Source organism: Neoalteromonas flava, assembly GCF_002807685.1.
Classification (GTDB): domain Bacteria; phylum Pseudomonadota; class Gammaproteobacteria; order Enterobacterales; family Alteromonadaceae; genus Alteromonas_E; species Alteromonas_E flava.
Genome location: NZ_PEAX01000007.1, coordinates 101,134 through 116,897 on the forward strand (window position 1 = coordinate 101,134; position 15,764 = coordinate 116,897).

Below are 15,764 nucleotides of genomic sequence, written 5' to 3' on the forward strand. Positions count from 1 at the left end.
GTTAGTATCTGCCTCCAAATTCTCGGCGCACCACGGTTACCTGTTTATTGGCATCCACATGAAAAACGGATGACATTGCGAACGTGGCGTTATTGTAACGGGTCTTAGTGTATAAAATAAAATATTGTGTGGTTACTGAAAACCATTGCTGGCGGTCCTGCGGTAATTCAAGCGCAGTAATATCAGGCTCTGACAAGAACGCTGTTACGTCATCATAACCGTCACTCGGTCTGGCGGCAATCAAACGTCGCGCCTGCTCAACATCCAGGCCCGTGACTGCTGCTAAAACGGGTGCCAGTTCTTCGGTCATGGTGTTTACGTTAATTTGCATGGCTAGGTCGTTCGGGCGCGCGCACACCAAAGGCATTAATGCATTGATCCACTCTGGTCGCACCCCATTCACCAAACGCAATTCAGTCTTGTTTTGCATGGGTGCGTTGCCGGCTAAATAGGGATTTGGCAGTGATTCATAGTCTACATCTTCGGCACCAAAGCTGCGTATTTGATCATTTTCATCCAGCCAATCGGCGAGAGAATCGCGCACAACGTCTGCACTGTAGCTATCGAGCCCGGGGATCAATTCAGGCGTGAGCAATAAGCGCTGAAATGCTTCCATTTCTGCTGTTACTTGTGAACCTGTACTAAATTCAGCACCTTCTTGATTAAAGGTTAATGCGTTTAAATTAAAACAACTTTGCATGTCGACCAACTGTGCCTGAATACCGCCGTTATCCAAGGGATAAACAAATTCCTGCGACCACGGTTGATTGAGATGGATTTTGTCGCCGCTGAGGTCCAATAACTCTCCAATAGATTTTCGCGCATACTGTTCGGCACCCAGTGCATACCAATAAGCCTGATTAGCATCTTTAATATTCGCCGTGCGCTGCACTTGCAGCTGTAAACGGGTGACCATTTCGGTGCCTAGAATTGCAACCAATGCAACCACCATAAGCACGGTTATTAAGGCCACGCCACGTTGTTGGGTAGGGCAAGTAGTTCTATTCATTACTTATCCCTCCGCTGATTACAAACTCGCGACGGATAAGTCCATATTCTTTGCTAGTAATCTCAATAGCGATAGCTCTGGGCAGCACCGTACCTTGATAATCCTCTTGCCAATCGCGCTCACTTTCAGGCGCCCCTTTGGCTTTGATGAAAAAGCTAATCTGAAAATCTTCAACCTGATCTAGCAGTACCCTGATTTTGGGTTCGAAACCGATAACATTATCAACGTAGTTACCGTACATCCGTTCGAGACGATCTTCTTTGAGCCGATAAGCAACAGCCTGCATGTTGCTGCGTTGCAGCATGAATTGCGGATTGTGCCAACCGGTCCTGACAAAGGCCAGGCTATCCCCGTCACTGTTGTCGCTGGCGCGACCACTGGCAATAACGACTTCGTTGAGATCCCCTTCAATGCGCGCAGGGCGCGCGACCGCTTGTAGCAAGTCGCGTTCAATAATCAGCATGGCACGCTGGATCTTCTCGAGTTCAGAAAAACGCAACTGCGACAACTCATTGCCATCCATTACACGTGACAGTAAGCCAGCAGAGGCGACACCGATTACCGCGAAAATGGCCATGGCAATTAGAATTTCCAAAAGGGTGAAACCGCGGGGACGAATGTACCTAGTCATTGGGTTTCGCCACAAAACTGGTCACGCTGGTGATGGTATCGTCATAGCTTTCGCTCAAGCCAACCGAAATTTCGATAGCACGCAAGTCATCATCATTAGTTTTGGTTACCGTGCGCTGCCAATACCAGGTGCGTCCTGCCATCTGCTCGCTACCTTTCAGGTTGTTGCGTGGCGGCCATTGATCATCCAAATGCGCTCGCGTCATTTGGTTATTCGCTACATAAGTCGCCCAGGTAATTTCTTCGACAACCCCCACATTGGTGAGATGGTCGGTCGCGGCTTTCATCATTGCCATTCCTGCGACAGCAAAGATGAACAAAGCCACCATCACTTCGAGTAATGTCATTCCGCGTATATGCTGGTTCATAATGCCTCTGCTTGAGTGAGAGGACCTAAACGTTTCAATGGCGTTACCTCAGTGCCATTCAAGCGAAAATAAACCGGTTCGTCCTGACCAAAATCAGGTTCATATTTAAACAACAAGCTAAATGGCGTGATATCGCCACTGGACAGGATCAACACTTGTGGTGGAGGGTGCTTCTTATCCTCCTCATCTCCAATTTCTACTCCGTCCTCAGAAACCGACAAAGACTCATCGAAAATACCATTGTCAAAGAGGCTATCAGGGTCCTGCCAAGGCAAGTCCTCTAGTTGCAGCTCAAGACGAAAGGGGTCAGGAAGGTTATGCTCTGCGAATACCGGATTGTCCACAATCGGTTGCCACTCTTGCTCATCATCTAACAGTACAAAGCGATAAAGCGCGTTCTTTTCATCAATATACAAACCCAGTTGCTGCTGGTTAAGAATGGCAAAATCACTGGCCATATCAAATACCACCTGAAGGCGCTGGGTATGCTCTTTTAAACGGTCTGATTCGCTGGCAGAAAAGGCATTAAACAATACAATACTAGTGGCTACGCCAATCAAAAACAGGGCCACCATAATTTCTAATAAGGTGAAGCCCTGTGATACATTATTTATGCGATGAGTGAGCACTTACTTAATCTAGGTATTCGTTAATATTCCAGTTACCAATGTCGTCTTCAGTACCTGCTTGTTGATCAGGCCCATTAGAGTAAATATCGATTAAACCCAACTCCCCAGGGCTGATCAAATTGTACGGGTTGCCCCAAGGATCATCTGGTAAACGATTGATAAACCCACCGACAGGAAAGTTCTTAGGTAACGGCTCAATGGTCGGTTCGTTAACTAATGCGTCTAAGCCTTGTTCGGTAGTAGGAAATACATTATTGCGCAGCTTATACATCTGTAATGCGCTTTCAAGATTTTGAATATCAATCGCCGCCTTCTTCAATTGCGCTTCTTCTTGGTTGCCAATGATGTTAGGCGCAACAATCGCTGTCATAATACCGATAATCAAGATCACGACCATAACCTCGATTAAGCTGAATCCTTTGTTCTTCATATACTTCTCCTACTAAATCATGTTGTTTAACGAAATGATGGGCAACAGGATTGCAACCACGATAAAAAAGACGATCGCTGCCATCGTTAAAATTAATACCGGACCAAGTATTGCTAGGGCAATATTGACCTGCATTTCGAACTGCCGTTCTTGGTTCAACGCCGCACGTGCCAGCATATCTTGTAATTCACCGCTCTTCTCACCAGACGCAATCATATGGATCATCATCGGCGGAAATACTCCGGTTGCATCAAGTGCCCCGCGTAAGCTAGAGCCCCCTTGCACTTTAGCTGCTGCTTCTACAATCAATTTCTTGATGTAGGTGTTTTCTAATACATTCCCGGCTATCCGCATACCTTCTAAAACCGGTACTGCGCTGGCTGTCAGGATACTGAGGGTGCTAGCAAAACGCGACGTATTAATACTCTTTATGACCTTGCCTAACACTGGAAAGTTTAGTCGCATACGGTGAGATTTTAACTTGAATGCATTGCTACGCATTAACTGACGATAGCCAAAATAACTCATGACCATGGCTACCAGGATCAGTAATCCGTAATCTTGGGTGCCTTCTGACACCGCAATCAGGAACTGCGTCACTCCGGGCAGGTCCTGCCCCATGTTATCAAATTGACCAACAATACGGGGTACCACATAGGTTAATAGGAGACTGACAATACCAATCGCCACAATTAACATAATGACTGGGTAAATGAGCGCTTGCGTGATCTGATTTTTAACGATGTTGCGTCGCTCGGTGTAATCAGCCAAGCGGTTTAATACCGTGTCTAAGTGACCGGATTTCTCCCCAGCTGCAACCATCGAACGATACAAATTATCAAATACGCTAGGAAATTCAGACAGTGCATCTGCCAGCGTGTAGCCTTCGACAACTTTAGACCGGATCGCCATCATCATTTGTTTATGACGTGGCTTTTCACTTTGTTCAGCAACGGCCTGCAAGGCTTCTTCTATCGGCAGGGCTGACTCAATTAATGTAGCGAGCTGGCGGGTGAGTAGTGCCAAGTCCGAAACGCTAATCGTTGGGCGAAATAAGCCTAAACCTGCTTTACCTTGTTGCTGCTTTTTCCGCTCACTGACTTCTTCAACATCGATGGGGATCAGTGCTTGGTCACGTAACTGCTGACGGACTTGGCGCGGCGTATCAGCTTCGAGTACACCTGATTTATTTTTACCGGCTTGAGTAAGCGCTTTGTAAGCGTAAGCTGGCATCTTAGTCCTCGCGCGTTACACGCAAGACTTCTTCAAGCGTGGTGATACCGGCTAATACCTTGGCGCAGCCATCTTCGCGAATACTCGGGGTTGTTTTTCGCACATAACGTTCAATGCTTTGCTCACCCTTGCCTTCGTGCATGAGATCACGAATCGCTTCATCAACCACCAACAATTCATGAATTCCGGTACGCCCACGATAGCCAGTTTGGTTGCATTCAGCACAACCTCGAGCACGATAAATTTTTGTTTGCTGGGCTTGCTCAGGGCTGATCCCTAACACCAATGCTTCCTGTTCACTGACATTGTGTGGCTGTTTACAGCTCGGGCATAAGGTTCGCACTAAGCGCTGCGATAACACGGCAAGTAACGATGAAGATAACAAGAATGATTCTATTCCCATATCTTCCAAACGAGTGATCGCGCCCGCCGCGGTATTGGTGTGTAATGTTGACAATACCAAGTGCCCGGTTAAGCTGGCTTGTACCGCAATTTGTGCAGTTTCAACATCACGGATCTCACCCACCATAACCACGTCTGGGTCTTGGCGTAATATGGCACGTAAGCCACGCGCGAAGGTCATATCTACACGCGGGTTAACTTGCGTTTGCCCGATGCCTTGTAAATCAAATTCGATGGGGTCTTCAACAGTAAGAATATTGCGGTCTTTCGAGTTGATTTCACTCAAACCAGCATATAGCGTGGTACTTTTACCCGAACCTGTTGGACCGGTGACCAGAATGATCCCATGTGGCTTGCGGATAAGCACAGAGAACTTGTCGCGATTAGCTGCTGTCATGCCCAAATCTTCTAGATTTAAACGAGCATTATTTTTATCGAGTAAACGCAGTACAACGCGCTCCCCGTGACTGGCTGGCATTGTTGAAACCCGCACATCAACCGCGCGTCCGGCTATCCGTAGTGTAATTCGACCATCTTGCGGTACACGTTTCTCAGCGATGTCTAACTTAGCCATAACCTTGATCCGTGACACTAACATTGACGAAAGCTTGCGGTTTGGGCGCAAAATTTCTCGCAGCACGCCATCAACGCGAAAACGCACGACGAGCTGGCTTTCAAAGGTTTCAATGTGAATATCTGATGCACCTTCTTTAATCGCTTCACTCAACATGGCGTTGATCAGCTTGATAATCGGGGCGTCATCTTCACTTTCGAGTAAGTCTTCAGTGTCGGGTAAGTCTTCTGCAAGCGAGAACAAATCGCTTTCATTACCCAAATCTTCCATTAACTGCTTGGCCGCAGATGAATCGCGCTGGAAAGCATTGGTTAATACGTGTTCAAAACGCTCGTTAGTGATTTCTTCCAGCACAAAGGGGGCGCCGTAAAAGCGGCGCACTTCAGCAAATATGTGAAAGGGTGTTTCGGCAGTATGATAGAGCTTGGCGGGTGTTTCCGCCGTCTCTAAAATAACTTTATGACGTTTCGCGAAGCTGAATGAAAGTTGTGAATGGCCGCTATCTTCAACGGCTTCCTCAGTCGCTAGTTCAGCTTGTTCCATTAACGCAATAGACGCATTCGGTTCAGACTGCTCGGCCATTATTCGTCCTGCTCACGTTCTTTTTTCTGCTTTTCTAGCAAGTATTCTTCATACGAAGGTGGCAAGGTCAGCGCATCATTCCATTCGGGGATGACCGGACCTTCAGAGGCTGGCATCAATGGAATGCCCTCCGACTGACGCTGTAATTGTTGCGCGCGAATAAAATTGTACTTGCGATGTGAAATTTCGTTCATGGTGACGCCGTCACGTACAATCTTCGGCCGTAAGAACACCATTAAATTGCGTTTACGTTTACTGGTAGACGTGGTTTTAAACAGATGACCTAAAATAGGAATATCACCCAGTAATGGCACTTTAGACACACTTTCTTGCACGTCTTCATCGATCAGGCCACCCAATACAATCGTGCCACCATCATCAACGATCACGGTGGTTTTGATTTCGCGCTTGTTGATTGAAATATCAACCGATGTGGCGCCACTAACACTCGATACTTCCTGCTCAATTAATAGTTGTACTGCGTCGCCTTCGTTAATTTGGGGCGTGACTTTGAGCTTGATACCTACTTCTTGACGATCCACCGTGGTAAACGGATTGGAGTTGTTGGAACCCGTTGTGGTACCGGTAATAATCGGAACTTCCTGACCCACAATGAAAAACGCCTCTTCGTTGTCCATAGTGGTAAGGTGCGGTGTGGCAAGGATATTGGAATTGGTATCGTTGCTGACCGCTTGTACCACAGCACCCCAACCATCTTCTATGATCCCTGCAATAAGGCCATTGGCGCCGCCTAGAAGATTCGCCAGCGGCGTAAGGTTACCTTCAATGGTATCAGTGGTTTGGACTGGATTACCGTTAGCTGAGGTTGTCGTGCGTGTCACCTCGCGATCTTCTGCTTGACGTAAGGCAACCCCAAGCCCACCTACCGGTACAACACCATTGGTAAATTGTGTACCGCCACCGCTTTCAGAGATCCATTGCACCCCTAATGTAGTGCCATCGCCTTCAAAGATTTCCACGATAATTGCTTCGACTTGCACTTGTGCGCGGCGCACATCTAACTGGCGAATAACTTCTTCTAATGAGCGCATCATGTCAGGCTCAGCTGTTATTACCACAGAGTTTGAGTCTTCATGGGCATCAATGCTGACTTCACGGTTGCTGCTGCCACGACGATTGCTGGCACTGCCTTGCTCTTCAGCTTGAATACTGGCGCTCACACCTTGCAGAACTTTCACCAGATCTTCTGCCTTGGCGTAGTTTAAAAAGATCACTCGAGTATTACCGCTGGATTCTAATTCTTGATCCATGCGTGTGATCAAGTTAATCAGGCGTTGACGTGCTTTAATATCGCCGCTGACAATGACGCTGTTGGTGCGGTCATCGGCAACGACTCGCGGATCAGACTTAGCACCTGAACCGGCAGCCTTACCTTGCGACTTGTTGATACTTTCTATAATCCGCACCATCTCCGAGGCTGATGCGTATTTCAGTTTGATGATTTCAACTTCTTCATCGCCGGCGCGGTCAACGCGTTCAATGATTTCAACTAAGCGGTTCACGACCGCTGCGCGGCCCGTTAGCATCATTACGTTGGACGGATCATGGCTAACCACGTTCCCGCCGCCAGCTTGGTCATTTAATTGGCGTAAAATGGGGGCTAATTCGCGCACTGGCACGTTATAAACTGGCACAACACGGGTAATGAACTCATCGCCGTTCATTAGAGCGCCTTCTACAACTGGAATATTTGACGCCTTCGCATCTTTTGAGCGGACAACCTTCAAGATGCCACTGGGCATTTCAACGACGGCATATTCATAGACTTGCAACACGTTCAAAAAGAACTGGTAGTACTGTTCTTCGGTGAGTAAGTCATAACTACGGACTGAAATTTTCCCGCGTACATTCGGATCAACGATGATGGTCTTTTTAAGATTCTTACCAACTATATTGATGAATTCGCTGATTTCAGTGTCTTTGAAATTGGGCTGATATTGCTCTGCGGCTGCACCAATAGAATATGATAATCCTAGCGATAACAACGCCACGAAACAAAGTCGCAATTTAGCTCGGTGCATATAGCCTGTATTTCTCATCCTATTCCTCGTCGCTTGGTTCTGGCAGATCCAGATACAGCGTTAAATATTGTTCTTCCCGAAGTACGGTCAATTGCAATGATTCAGCAGTTTGTAATTCACCCATGGCTTCTCGCGCCTGTTGCGGGTCGGTCACATCCAACCCATTGATTTCGGTGATCACATCTCCAGCGGTCAAACCTGCAGCTTCAAACAGTGCTGGATTTTTGCCTGGTTGAACTCGATATCCTAGCAGTTCTCCATTGGCTTGCGCCGGAGAAATCGACAGGAAGTCGGTAAATTTGGTTGGTTGGGAGCGCAATTGCTGGGTTGCTGCTACGGCATCGTCAGACAATGCTGGTCGGGGCGTTGAAGAGCGCGCAGAACTGGTTGCCGGGCGAGCGGCTACCTGACTTTTATGCTTATTGGCCTCATCATAGTCAATACCGTCAAGCATTAAGGTTTCGTTGCGCGGCCCATTGCGAATGATCACGCGATCACTGAAAACTTCACGTAAGGTCGCATTAGTGCCGTCGATTTTATCACCAATACCATAGGTTTGCTGGGCATTGCGATGTTCAATGATGGCTGCGCCCGCATCCGCCTCAGTGCTAGCTACCACTCCGGTCAACACTAGACTTAGTGAGGTTTCTGGCGCATCAGTTATGGTTTCCTGAGGTTGTGTCTGAACCTCTGGGTTAAACCGCCCGAATAAGTCTAACTGCTTTATGCGATTCACATTGATGCGCGAACTGCTTGTGACGTTACTTGAGATAGGCTCGGCTACAGTATTAGTTTGCCCGCCGTTAGGAGCAGGTATCACGCGCCATGTAAGCTCGGCCATGAAAGCCAATAGATATAACGCTAACAACACCACGACGACCATGCGGATCGATGTTTGGCGTTGTTGGACAAACTGTGTGGCTGATTGCAGTGTTGGCATTTGATATTATTTTTATTCGGTTAACTCGCAGCTCTCGAAAGAGCCAAAAAGGTTACTACGGCAGCATTAACGCTAAGTTTCGTTCTTGAGTAATTAATAACGCGCCCCATAATAGCCTAGTCTAGGTCGCGGTCACAACTCTAATGCGAGGGTATGAAACATTTATGACGATAATTAAGGCAATTTAGTTCCAATGGCAGAAATAAACAGTGCAGTACGCTTAGATAAATGGCTGTGGGCTGCGCGTTTTTTTAAAACCCGAGCACTCGCTAGAGATGCTGTGCAAGCAGGTAAAGTGCATTACAATGGGCAGCGCAGCAAACCGGGCAAAACGGTTGAGTTAGGAGCTATGGTGCGGGTGCCCGCGGGGTATGATGTTAAAGAAGTAGAAATTATCGAGATCTTTGATAAACGCAGAGCCGCTCAGTTAGCACAAAAGATGTATCGTGAGACAGCACCCAGTATGTTGAAGCGCCAACAAAATGCAGAAGCTCGAAAAGCACAGGCGTTTCACAATCCGCACCCCGATCAGCGCCCAGACAAAAAGCAACGCCGACAACTGATCCGAATTAAGCACCAGTAATCGAGCGTAGATGTATTAAAACGATGGATCCATTATGAATAAAGACCAATTACAACGTTACGTTTTCCCAAACGCGCATGTACGTGGAGAGCTGGTGCAACTTCAGGATAGTTTCAGTGAGTTATTAGCCTCGCACGATTATCCAGACCCAGTGAAGAAACTGTTGGGTGACATGTTAAGCGCGGCAACATTACTCACTGCCACATTGAAATTTAAAGGTGAAATTAGCTTACAAATTCAAAGTGAAGGCAAAATACGCTATGCCGTAGTCGATGCGACGCATGATCAAAAAGTAAGAGGTATCGCGCGCTGGGACGATACCGATAGCAGTTGGCCAGTGGCATTTAGCGGGTTGTTTCGCAAAGGTGTGCTCGCGATTACCATTACGCCGGAAAAGGGGGAGCGTTATCAAGGGTTGGTTGGGCTTGACCAGGATTCACTTGCGGCTTGTATCCAAAACTATTTTGAACAGTCTGAACAATTGCCCACTCGAGTTGCGTTGTTTACAGAAACATCGTCTACAACATCGAGAACGGCAGGACTGCTATTGCAAGTACTACCACAAAGCAGTGCGGCAACATCTGTACAAGATCATGCGACTTTCAATGAGCTCGCCATGTTGACAGACACAATGACAGCAGAAGAAATATTGTCGTTAGAAGCCAATACATTATTGCACCGTTTGTATCACGAGCATGATGTGGAATTATACCCAGCCCACGATGTTCAGTTTGCTTGCACCTGTTCACGTGAACGTAGTGCCGAAGCATTAAAAAACATTGATAAGGCCGAGCTGCTTTCAATTATTGCCGAGGAGGGAGTTATTGCCATGGATTGCCAGTATTGCCACACTAAGTATGAATTTGATGGCATGGATGTGGAAAGTATTCATGCCGGGTTTGCTAATGCAACGTCAAACAATACACAGCAATAGTGAGTGGCCGAAACAGCGCGCCCACGCTCCTTATTGCTGCTGATATTTTTGGTGCGACGCCCGCGCTTCATGCGCTGGCAAATAAGCTAGGCCAAGGTGTATCTGTTATTGATGCATACGAGGGCGATGCTCCTCCATTTGAGAATGAGTCAGCAGCTTACGAATTTTTTTGTCAGCAATCATCAGTGCATGATTATGCGACGAAAATTTACTACGAAATCTTACAAAATACCGAGCTCAAGCATGTAATCGGTTTTAGTGTCGGGGCATCGGCACTGTGGCAATGCTTAACGCAACACCCTGAAACCCCAGTGACACGCTTTTTCGCTTTTTATGGCGGTCAAGTTCGGCATTTACTACCGGATGCGCCACGAGTACCTATCGATTGGTTTTCTGCCAGCGATGAGACGCATTTTGATGTCGCTAGATTGAATGCACGATTACAGCAATTGCCTAATGTTCAGGTACATAAAACCGACTACTTACATGGCTTTATGAATCAGCACTCTATGCATTTTGATAGCGTGGGCTATACCCAATATTTGCAGCTTATGGTTGAGCAACTGAAGTAACTCCTGTTGGCTTGTAATAAAATTACAAAATTGTTGTAATTGATTCGGGTTTTACTCCTCCTTTCGCAGCTATTACACATCAGAAAATCAATGCGGTGAATAGCTATCTAGATATCGTGAATAGCGAGTATGTCTTTTATCTATTGGGTTGTGCGCTGACTGATCAGTTAAACTTGCAGTCTGCGGCAAAGCTCTGTATTGTCGCGCCCGAAAAGCGCATCTGGTTGTAAGTTGTGCTGAAAGTTTACAATTTTGGAGCCCCCATTATGAACGCTGCCGTCGAAGCATCAAAACTCAACAGCCAAGCTGTAACCGAACAAGCACCTACCATTTATCATAATCTGTCACATGCTGAGCTGATTGAACATGCGATCCGTCGTGGCGAAGGTCGTTTGGCTGAGAATGGTGCTCTGGTTGTCGAAACGGGGGCGCGAACAGGCCGCTCACCGGCTGACCGTTTTATTGTTAATGAGCCATCGACACAGGCAGAAATTGAATGGGGCAAAGTAAACCGAGAATTTCCAGCCGAGGCCTTTGCTGCACTTTGGGACCGGGTAGAAAGCTTTATTGCTGAACGCGAGCACTTTCACTCACTTATGCAGGTTGGCGCTTGTGAAGATTTCGGTCTACCGGTCAGCGTGCGCACTGAAACCGCGTGGCAACACTTGTTCGCTCGCAACATGTTCATTCCATCACAAGATGCGCATCGCGCCGACAAGCCGGTATGGCAAATTTTAAACTGCCCGGGCTTCGAATGTGTTCCTGAGCGAGATGGAACTAACAGTGACGGCGTGGTAATTATCAATTTTGCGGAACGTAAAGTATTACTTGCCGGCATGCGCTATGCCGGTGAAATGAAGAAAGCTATGTTCTCTGTGCAAAACTTCTTATTACCAGCAGCTGAAGTGCTGCCCATGCACTGCTCAGCGAATGTGGGCGAAGCAGGCGATGTAACACTTTTCTTTGGCTTGTCTGGTACGGGTAAAACTACGCTGTCGGCTGATCCAAAACGTTTCTTGATTGGTGATGATGAGCACGGCTGGGGCGTTGGTAGCGTATTTAATTTTGAAGGCGGCTGCTATGCAAAATGCATTAACTTGTCGCAAAAAAACGAGCCGGTTATCTGGGATGCAATCAAGTATGGTGCGATCCTAGAAAACGTAGTTTTAGATGATGCGCGTAAGCCTGATTATGATGATGTGTCTTTGACCCAGAATTCACGAGCGGCATACCCGCTAACGCATATTAATAAACGGATAGAAGCTAACCGTGCCGGCGAGCCACGCGCGATTGTCTTTCTTACCTGCGATGTGAGTGGTGTTTTACCGCCAGTATCGATTCTGGATGAGCAAGCAGCGGCGTATCACTTCTTAAGTGGTTACACAGCGAAAGTTGGCTCAACTGAGATTGGCTCAACCGCAGATATCGAATCTACTTTTTCTACATGCTTTGGTGCGCCGTTCTTTCCGCGTCCCGCGCGTGTGTATGCTGAATTGTTGATCAAGCGTATCCGCGAGTTTGGTACCAAAGTTTACTTGGTGAATACCGGTTGGACGGGCGGCCCATACGGGCAAGGCAAACGTTTTGATATTCCAACCACACGTGCTGTTATTGACGCCATTGTAAATGACACGTTAGATGTGGCTGACACTACGTTGATCGATGGTTTGAATTTGCGTGTGCCAAATACTGTTGAGGGTGTTGCAACTGAGTTGTTGGTGCCACAAAAGACTTGGCAGGACCCAACGGCATACATCGCTTATATGGATAAGCTAATCGGTGAGTTCAATCAAAACTTCGCTAAATACGATGTTGACCAAGCTATCGTTGATGCAGGCCCCAAGAAAGCCTAAGTTTTGAAGTCATAATTGCGCCCGGTAACGTAGAGTTAACCGGGCTTTTTTATGTGAAGTAATAGAACTTAACAGTGCAACGGTGTATTTGTTTTCGTGATGCCTATCAAAAGGCCCGTGTCAGAGAAGGCGAGTTCCACAAAGTCGCCCTGATGGGCGTCTAATGCTAGGGCATTGTTTGCGGCCAATTCCGCCAGCAGCAATGAACTGATTTGCAGAGACTTGTTATCACACATTTTGACTTCCCACCCCGCCTCAGAATAAGCCAGCTGCGCGACCTGTTTATGGTGAATGGCGGTGGTTAATTGACGCTGCGCTAGCCTATTGGTGGCTTGGCGATAATCCTCATTGAGGGTTTCCCTAATGCTGTGTGGTACAGTTGATAGCCGCGTAATTTCAACCACTGTTTCTTCTCGCTTGAACTCGCCCCTGTCAGACATTGTATAGTTGACCAATATACCCAGCATAACTATACAGGCAAACCCAGTTGCCAGAGACAATTGGCGGCCAAAATTCCACCACACAGTTTCCGGATTTGCCGTCCGCTCCTTTGCATGTTTCAAGGCTACGCGACGGATAGAATCTGGTGTTTCAATCTGCAGTTTGCGTTGACGGTATAGCGAGGTTAGCTTGTCGTCTTGTGGATTATCCATCGCTATCTCCAAAATCTGTTGTATCGGTCATATGTTGACAAAGTTTTTGTTTTGCATAACGCAGTCTGCTCTTTACCGTTTCTCTTGAACAGTGGGTTATTGCCGCAATTTCCTCTAGAGAAAAGCCTTCTTGTTGTAAACAGAACGCCTCTTTCTGAGCAAACGGCAGAGAATTCAACAATTGATTAAATAGGACTAATTCGTCAGTCCGATCAATATTGATATCAGCGCTCTCAGCATCGCTAAATGACTGTGAGGTGAGCTTTGCATCGCGCCGTAACTCGTCGAGTAATAACCGCCGACCAATAGTAAACAGCCAAGATTTAAATTGTCCATTGGGTTGATAAAGATGACTTTTCTCAATGACTTTGAGCCAAACTTGCTGCGCTATGTCTTCGGCCTTTGCGGGGTCTGAAAGCGTTAATAAGAAATGGTAAAGATCGTCTCCACAATTTTCGTACAACTGAGCCAGCAGCTGCCGTTGACGATCTCTCGCATACTGCTGCATCAGTTGTTCATTGCTGACTGATTTGCTAAACCAGCCTCTGATTGCAATTGATAGACTCATCCACTTCCTTATTGATTATCTAAAGTAAATTCTAGCACAACGGTCAACCCTGCCTGATAAACGGTGACACCATTTTCTTTGCGAGGTTGGTACTTCCAACGAGTCAGCGCTTGCTTAGCTGCTTTGTCAAAACGACGCTTGGGCTGAGCATCTATTACATCAACATTTGTCACTGAACCAGTATGATCAACGTCGTAACTTAGCTTGACCCAGCCTTCTATACCATCTCTGGCAGCATCCGCCGGATACTTTGGATCCGCCCTTACGATGGGGCGTAGCTCTGAGTCCATTTTACCAAAAGTATCAGGCCCGCTTATTTTGACACCTGGCGCAGTCGGAATATTAACCGTAAAGTGAGAGCCATTTGGTGCAATAGGATCTTCTGGTACTTCCCGCGGTAATTCTGGGAGTTTCTGTACCTTGGGGGGCGGCTCAACTCTAGTATTTTCAATCAGTGTTTCATCGGGCGCTTGGAAAACCGGATCGATGATAACAGGTGTAGCTTGACTTACAGTGGGACGGCCTTCCTGTTTGGTCATTAGATGCATTAATACAAAAAGTCCATATGTAAACGCGCTAGCGATTACCATTGATAGTAAGGTTCGGGTTGAAATTCTAATTAGCGACTCAGGATATAATGTGGCGACTTGATTCATAATATTTCCTCTTTTTCTACACTAACGAATAAGAGGAAAGAAAGGGGTTAAGGGATTTGGTTACAACAGAAAAACCACTTTCCCTTGGTTGTTATTTCTCTGATTAATCAAGTAAGAACAGGAATTACTGTTTTCTACTCGAATTTTTTTGTGCTCTTGGGACATAGGTATAAACAGAACAATGTAGGTGTGAATTAGCGTCCATTTTTTCTGATGCGCGACGGTTCAGTTCAAATCCCTTTGCAATGCTTAGGGAGTGATTGGGGTTCAGAGCCTAGATGATGAAAACAAATTGATTATAAATAAACGAATCATTGTCAAAATTAAATTCATAGTTATGCGGACTGGTGGTGTTTAATTTCTCGCCGCGCTCAATTAAAAGCTTCATAACGTTTATGTATACATTCATCCATGTGCGCGGCACTTGCTCCTTCGCAACTATCTCACAGACAAGTTGCTTGCACACTAAACTGTCAATTTGAACAGCACCAGAAGCAACATCCTGCTGAGTGTTAAATAACATATATAAGTCTTGCTGCATTTGCATAGCCCATATTTCGTCATCAAGCTCGGATTGACGGGCATTCGATTCTGTCAGAAAAGGGTTCTCATTGATCACCTTGGTTGCAATAAAATCCCTCGCTTCTGTGTCCTTTAGATTTGAAATTAATTCAAACAGCTCTTCTTTACGGGCAGATTGCCATTCGCTAAAAACTTGGCTGTCATGATCGTCAATGCTTGCCGATTTCGAGTCAAGAGATGGCAAAGCAGTCTGGTTTTGCGGTATGGATGAACGAACAGGGTTGGGGCTACTATCTAGATCTGGAGCAGCTAAATTTGTTGCTGGAGAAGACTGAGTATTAGGAAGTTTTACTTTATTTTTCGAATCAACGTTACCAGCAGCGTTTATTGCAAGAGAAGTATCTTCATTTACCCTCTTAATTTCTGTCAGTGGAGTATTGGTACCGAGTCCACCTGACATAGTCGAATCTGATGATGGTTTTATCTGAGACAAGCCATAGCCGACTAAAATACCAAAAACAAATATCCCAATATTGCGCAATAGATTCATTGCTTAAATTCCTTTTTAACTTAAAACATGTACA

General features: G+C 46.4%; 17 protein-coding genes. 4 read left to right on the forward strand and 13 right to left on the reverse strand.

Going from position 1 to position 15,764, the window contains the following annotated elements:
* Position 1: 1 nt before the first annotated feature.
* Genes gspK through gspC form a run of 9 tightly spaced genes read right to left on the reverse strand, consistent with a single transcriptional unit; the run spans position 2 to position 8,839 of the window.
* Entirely contained in the window at positions 2–1,009 is a 1,008-nt protein-coding gene (gspK, locus tag CSH92_RS15505; protein WP_100658554.1) for a type II secretion system minor pseudopilin GspK, read from the reverse strand.
* The gene (gspJ, locus tag CSH92_RS15510; protein ID WP_100658555.1) at positions 1,002–1,640 is read right to left on the reverse strand and encodes a type II secretion system minor pseudopilin GspJ; all 639 of its coding nucleotides are present in this window, start codon (positions 1,638–1,640) and stop codon (positions 1,002–1,004) included. Before gspJ ends, gspK begins: the two co-directional genes overlap by 8 nt.
* Positions 1,633–2,007, reverse strand: a complete 375-nt coding sequence (gspI, locus tag CSH92_RS15515; protein ID WP_240612841.1) for a type II secretion system minor pseudopilin GspI — start codon at positions 2,005–2,007, stop codon at positions 1,633–1,635. Before gspI ends, gspJ begins: the two co-directional genes overlap by 8 nt.
* Entirely contained in the window at positions 2,004–2,621 is a 618-nt protein-coding gene (gene gspH / locus CSH92_RS15520) for a type II secretion system minor pseudopilin GspH (protein WP_100658606.1), read from the reverse strand. Before gspH ends, gspI begins: the two co-directional genes overlap by 4 nt.
* 19 nt (positions 2,622–2,640) lie before the next feature.
* Positions 2,641–3,066, reverse strand: coding sequence for a type II secretion system major pseudopilin GspG (gene gspG, locus CSH92_RS15525; RefSeq protein WP_100658556.1), 426 nt, complete (start codon positions 3,064–3,066; stop codon positions 2,641–2,643).
* 12 nt (positions 3,067–3,078) lie between these two features.
* The gene (gene gspF / locus CSH92_RS15530) at positions 3,079–4,299 is read right to left on the reverse strand and encodes a type II secretion system inner membrane protein GspF (protein WP_100658557.1); all 1,221 of its coding nucleotides are present in this window, start codon (positions 4,297–4,299) and stop codon (positions 3,079–3,081) included.
* Position 4,300: 1 nt separating this feature from the next.
* The gene (gspE, locus tag CSH92_RS15535; RefSeq protein WP_240612847.1) at positions 4,301–5,818 is read right to left on the reverse strand and encodes a type II secretion system ATPase GspE; all 1,518 of its coding nucleotides are present in this window, start codon (positions 5,816–5,818) and stop codon (positions 4,301–4,303) included.
* Between the two features lie 38 nt (positions 5,819–5,856).
* The gene (gene gspD, locus CSH92_RS15540; RefSeq protein ID WP_164084770.1) at positions 5,857–7,917 is read right to left on the reverse strand and encodes a type II secretion system secretin GspD; all 2,061 of its coding nucleotides are present in this window, start codon (positions 7,915–7,917) and stop codon (positions 5,857–5,859) included.
* A gap of 1 nt (position 7,918) precedes the next feature.
* Entirely contained in the window at positions 7,919–8,839 is a 921-nt protein-coding gene (gspC, locus tag CSH92_RS15545; RefSeq protein ID WP_240612843.1) for a type II secretion system protein GspC, read from the reverse strand.
* A 193-nt stretch (positions 8,840–9,032) separates the two neighbouring features.
* On the opposite strand from gspC, the gene hslR reads away from it, so the two are divergent.
* From hslR to CSH92_RS15565, 4 genes are all read left to right on the forward strand, one after another.
* Positions 9,033–9,422 carry a ribosome-associated heat shock protein Hsp15 gene (gene hslR, locus CSH92_RS15550; RefSeq protein WP_100658559.1) on the forward strand — a complete coding sequence of 130 codons (390 nt, stop codon included), beginning with the start codon at positions 9,033–9,035 and terminating at the stop codon, positions 9,420–9,422.
* Between the two features lie 34 nt (positions 9,423–9,456).
* The gene (gene hslO, locus CSH92_RS15555; RefSeq protein ID WP_100658560.1) at positions 9,457–10,356 is read left to right on the forward strand and encodes an Hsp33 family molecular chaperone HslO; all 900 of its coding nucleotides are present in this window, start codon (positions 9,457–9,459) and stop codon (positions 10,354–10,356) included.
* The gene (locus CSH92_RS15560; protein ID WP_100658561.1) at positions 10,356–10,928 is read left to right on the forward strand and encodes a hypothetical protein; all 573 of its coding nucleotides are present in this window, start codon (positions 10,356–10,358) and stop codon (positions 10,926–10,928) included. The genes hslO and CSH92_RS15560 overlap by 1 nt, the downstream gene beginning before the upstream one ends.
* Positions 10,929–11,194: 266 nt before the next feature.
* Entirely contained in the window at positions 11,195–12,781 is a 1,587-nt protein-coding gene (locus CSH92_RS15565; protein ID WP_100658562.1) for a phosphoenolpyruvate carboxykinase, read from the forward strand.
* Between the two features lie 68 nt (positions 12,782–12,849).
* Here CSH92_RS15565 and CSH92_RS15570 read toward each other — a convergent pair whose 3' ends face one another.
* The 4 genes from CSH92_RS15570 to CSH92_RS15585 form a co-directional block, all read right to left on the reverse strand.
* Positions 12,850–13,434, reverse strand: a complete 585-nt coding sequence (locus CSH92_RS15570; protein WP_100658563.1) for a hypothetical protein — start codon at positions 13,432–13,434, stop codon at positions 12,850–12,852.
* Complete coding sequence (locus CSH92_RS15575; protein ID WP_240612844.1) at positions 13,427–14,002, reverse strand: RNA polymerase sigma factor; 576 nt, start codon at positions 14,000–14,002, stop codon at positions 13,427–13,429. The genes CSH92_RS15570 and CSH92_RS15575 overlap by 8 nt, the downstream gene beginning before the upstream one ends.
* 8 nt (positions 14,003–14,010) lie before the next feature.
* On the reverse strand, positions 14,011–14,658 hold the full coding sequence (locus CSH92_RS15580) for an energy transducer TonB (protein ID WP_100658564.1): 648 nt from the start codon (positions 14,656–14,658) through the stop codon (positions 14,011–14,013).
* A 274-nt stretch (positions 14,659–14,932) separates the two neighbouring features.
* Positions 14,933–15,730, reverse strand: a complete 798-nt coding sequence (locus CSH92_RS15585) for a hypothetical protein (protein WP_100658565.1) — start codon at positions 15,728–15,730, stop codon at positions 14,933–14,935.
* Positions 15,731–15,764 lie beyond the last annotated feature (34 nt).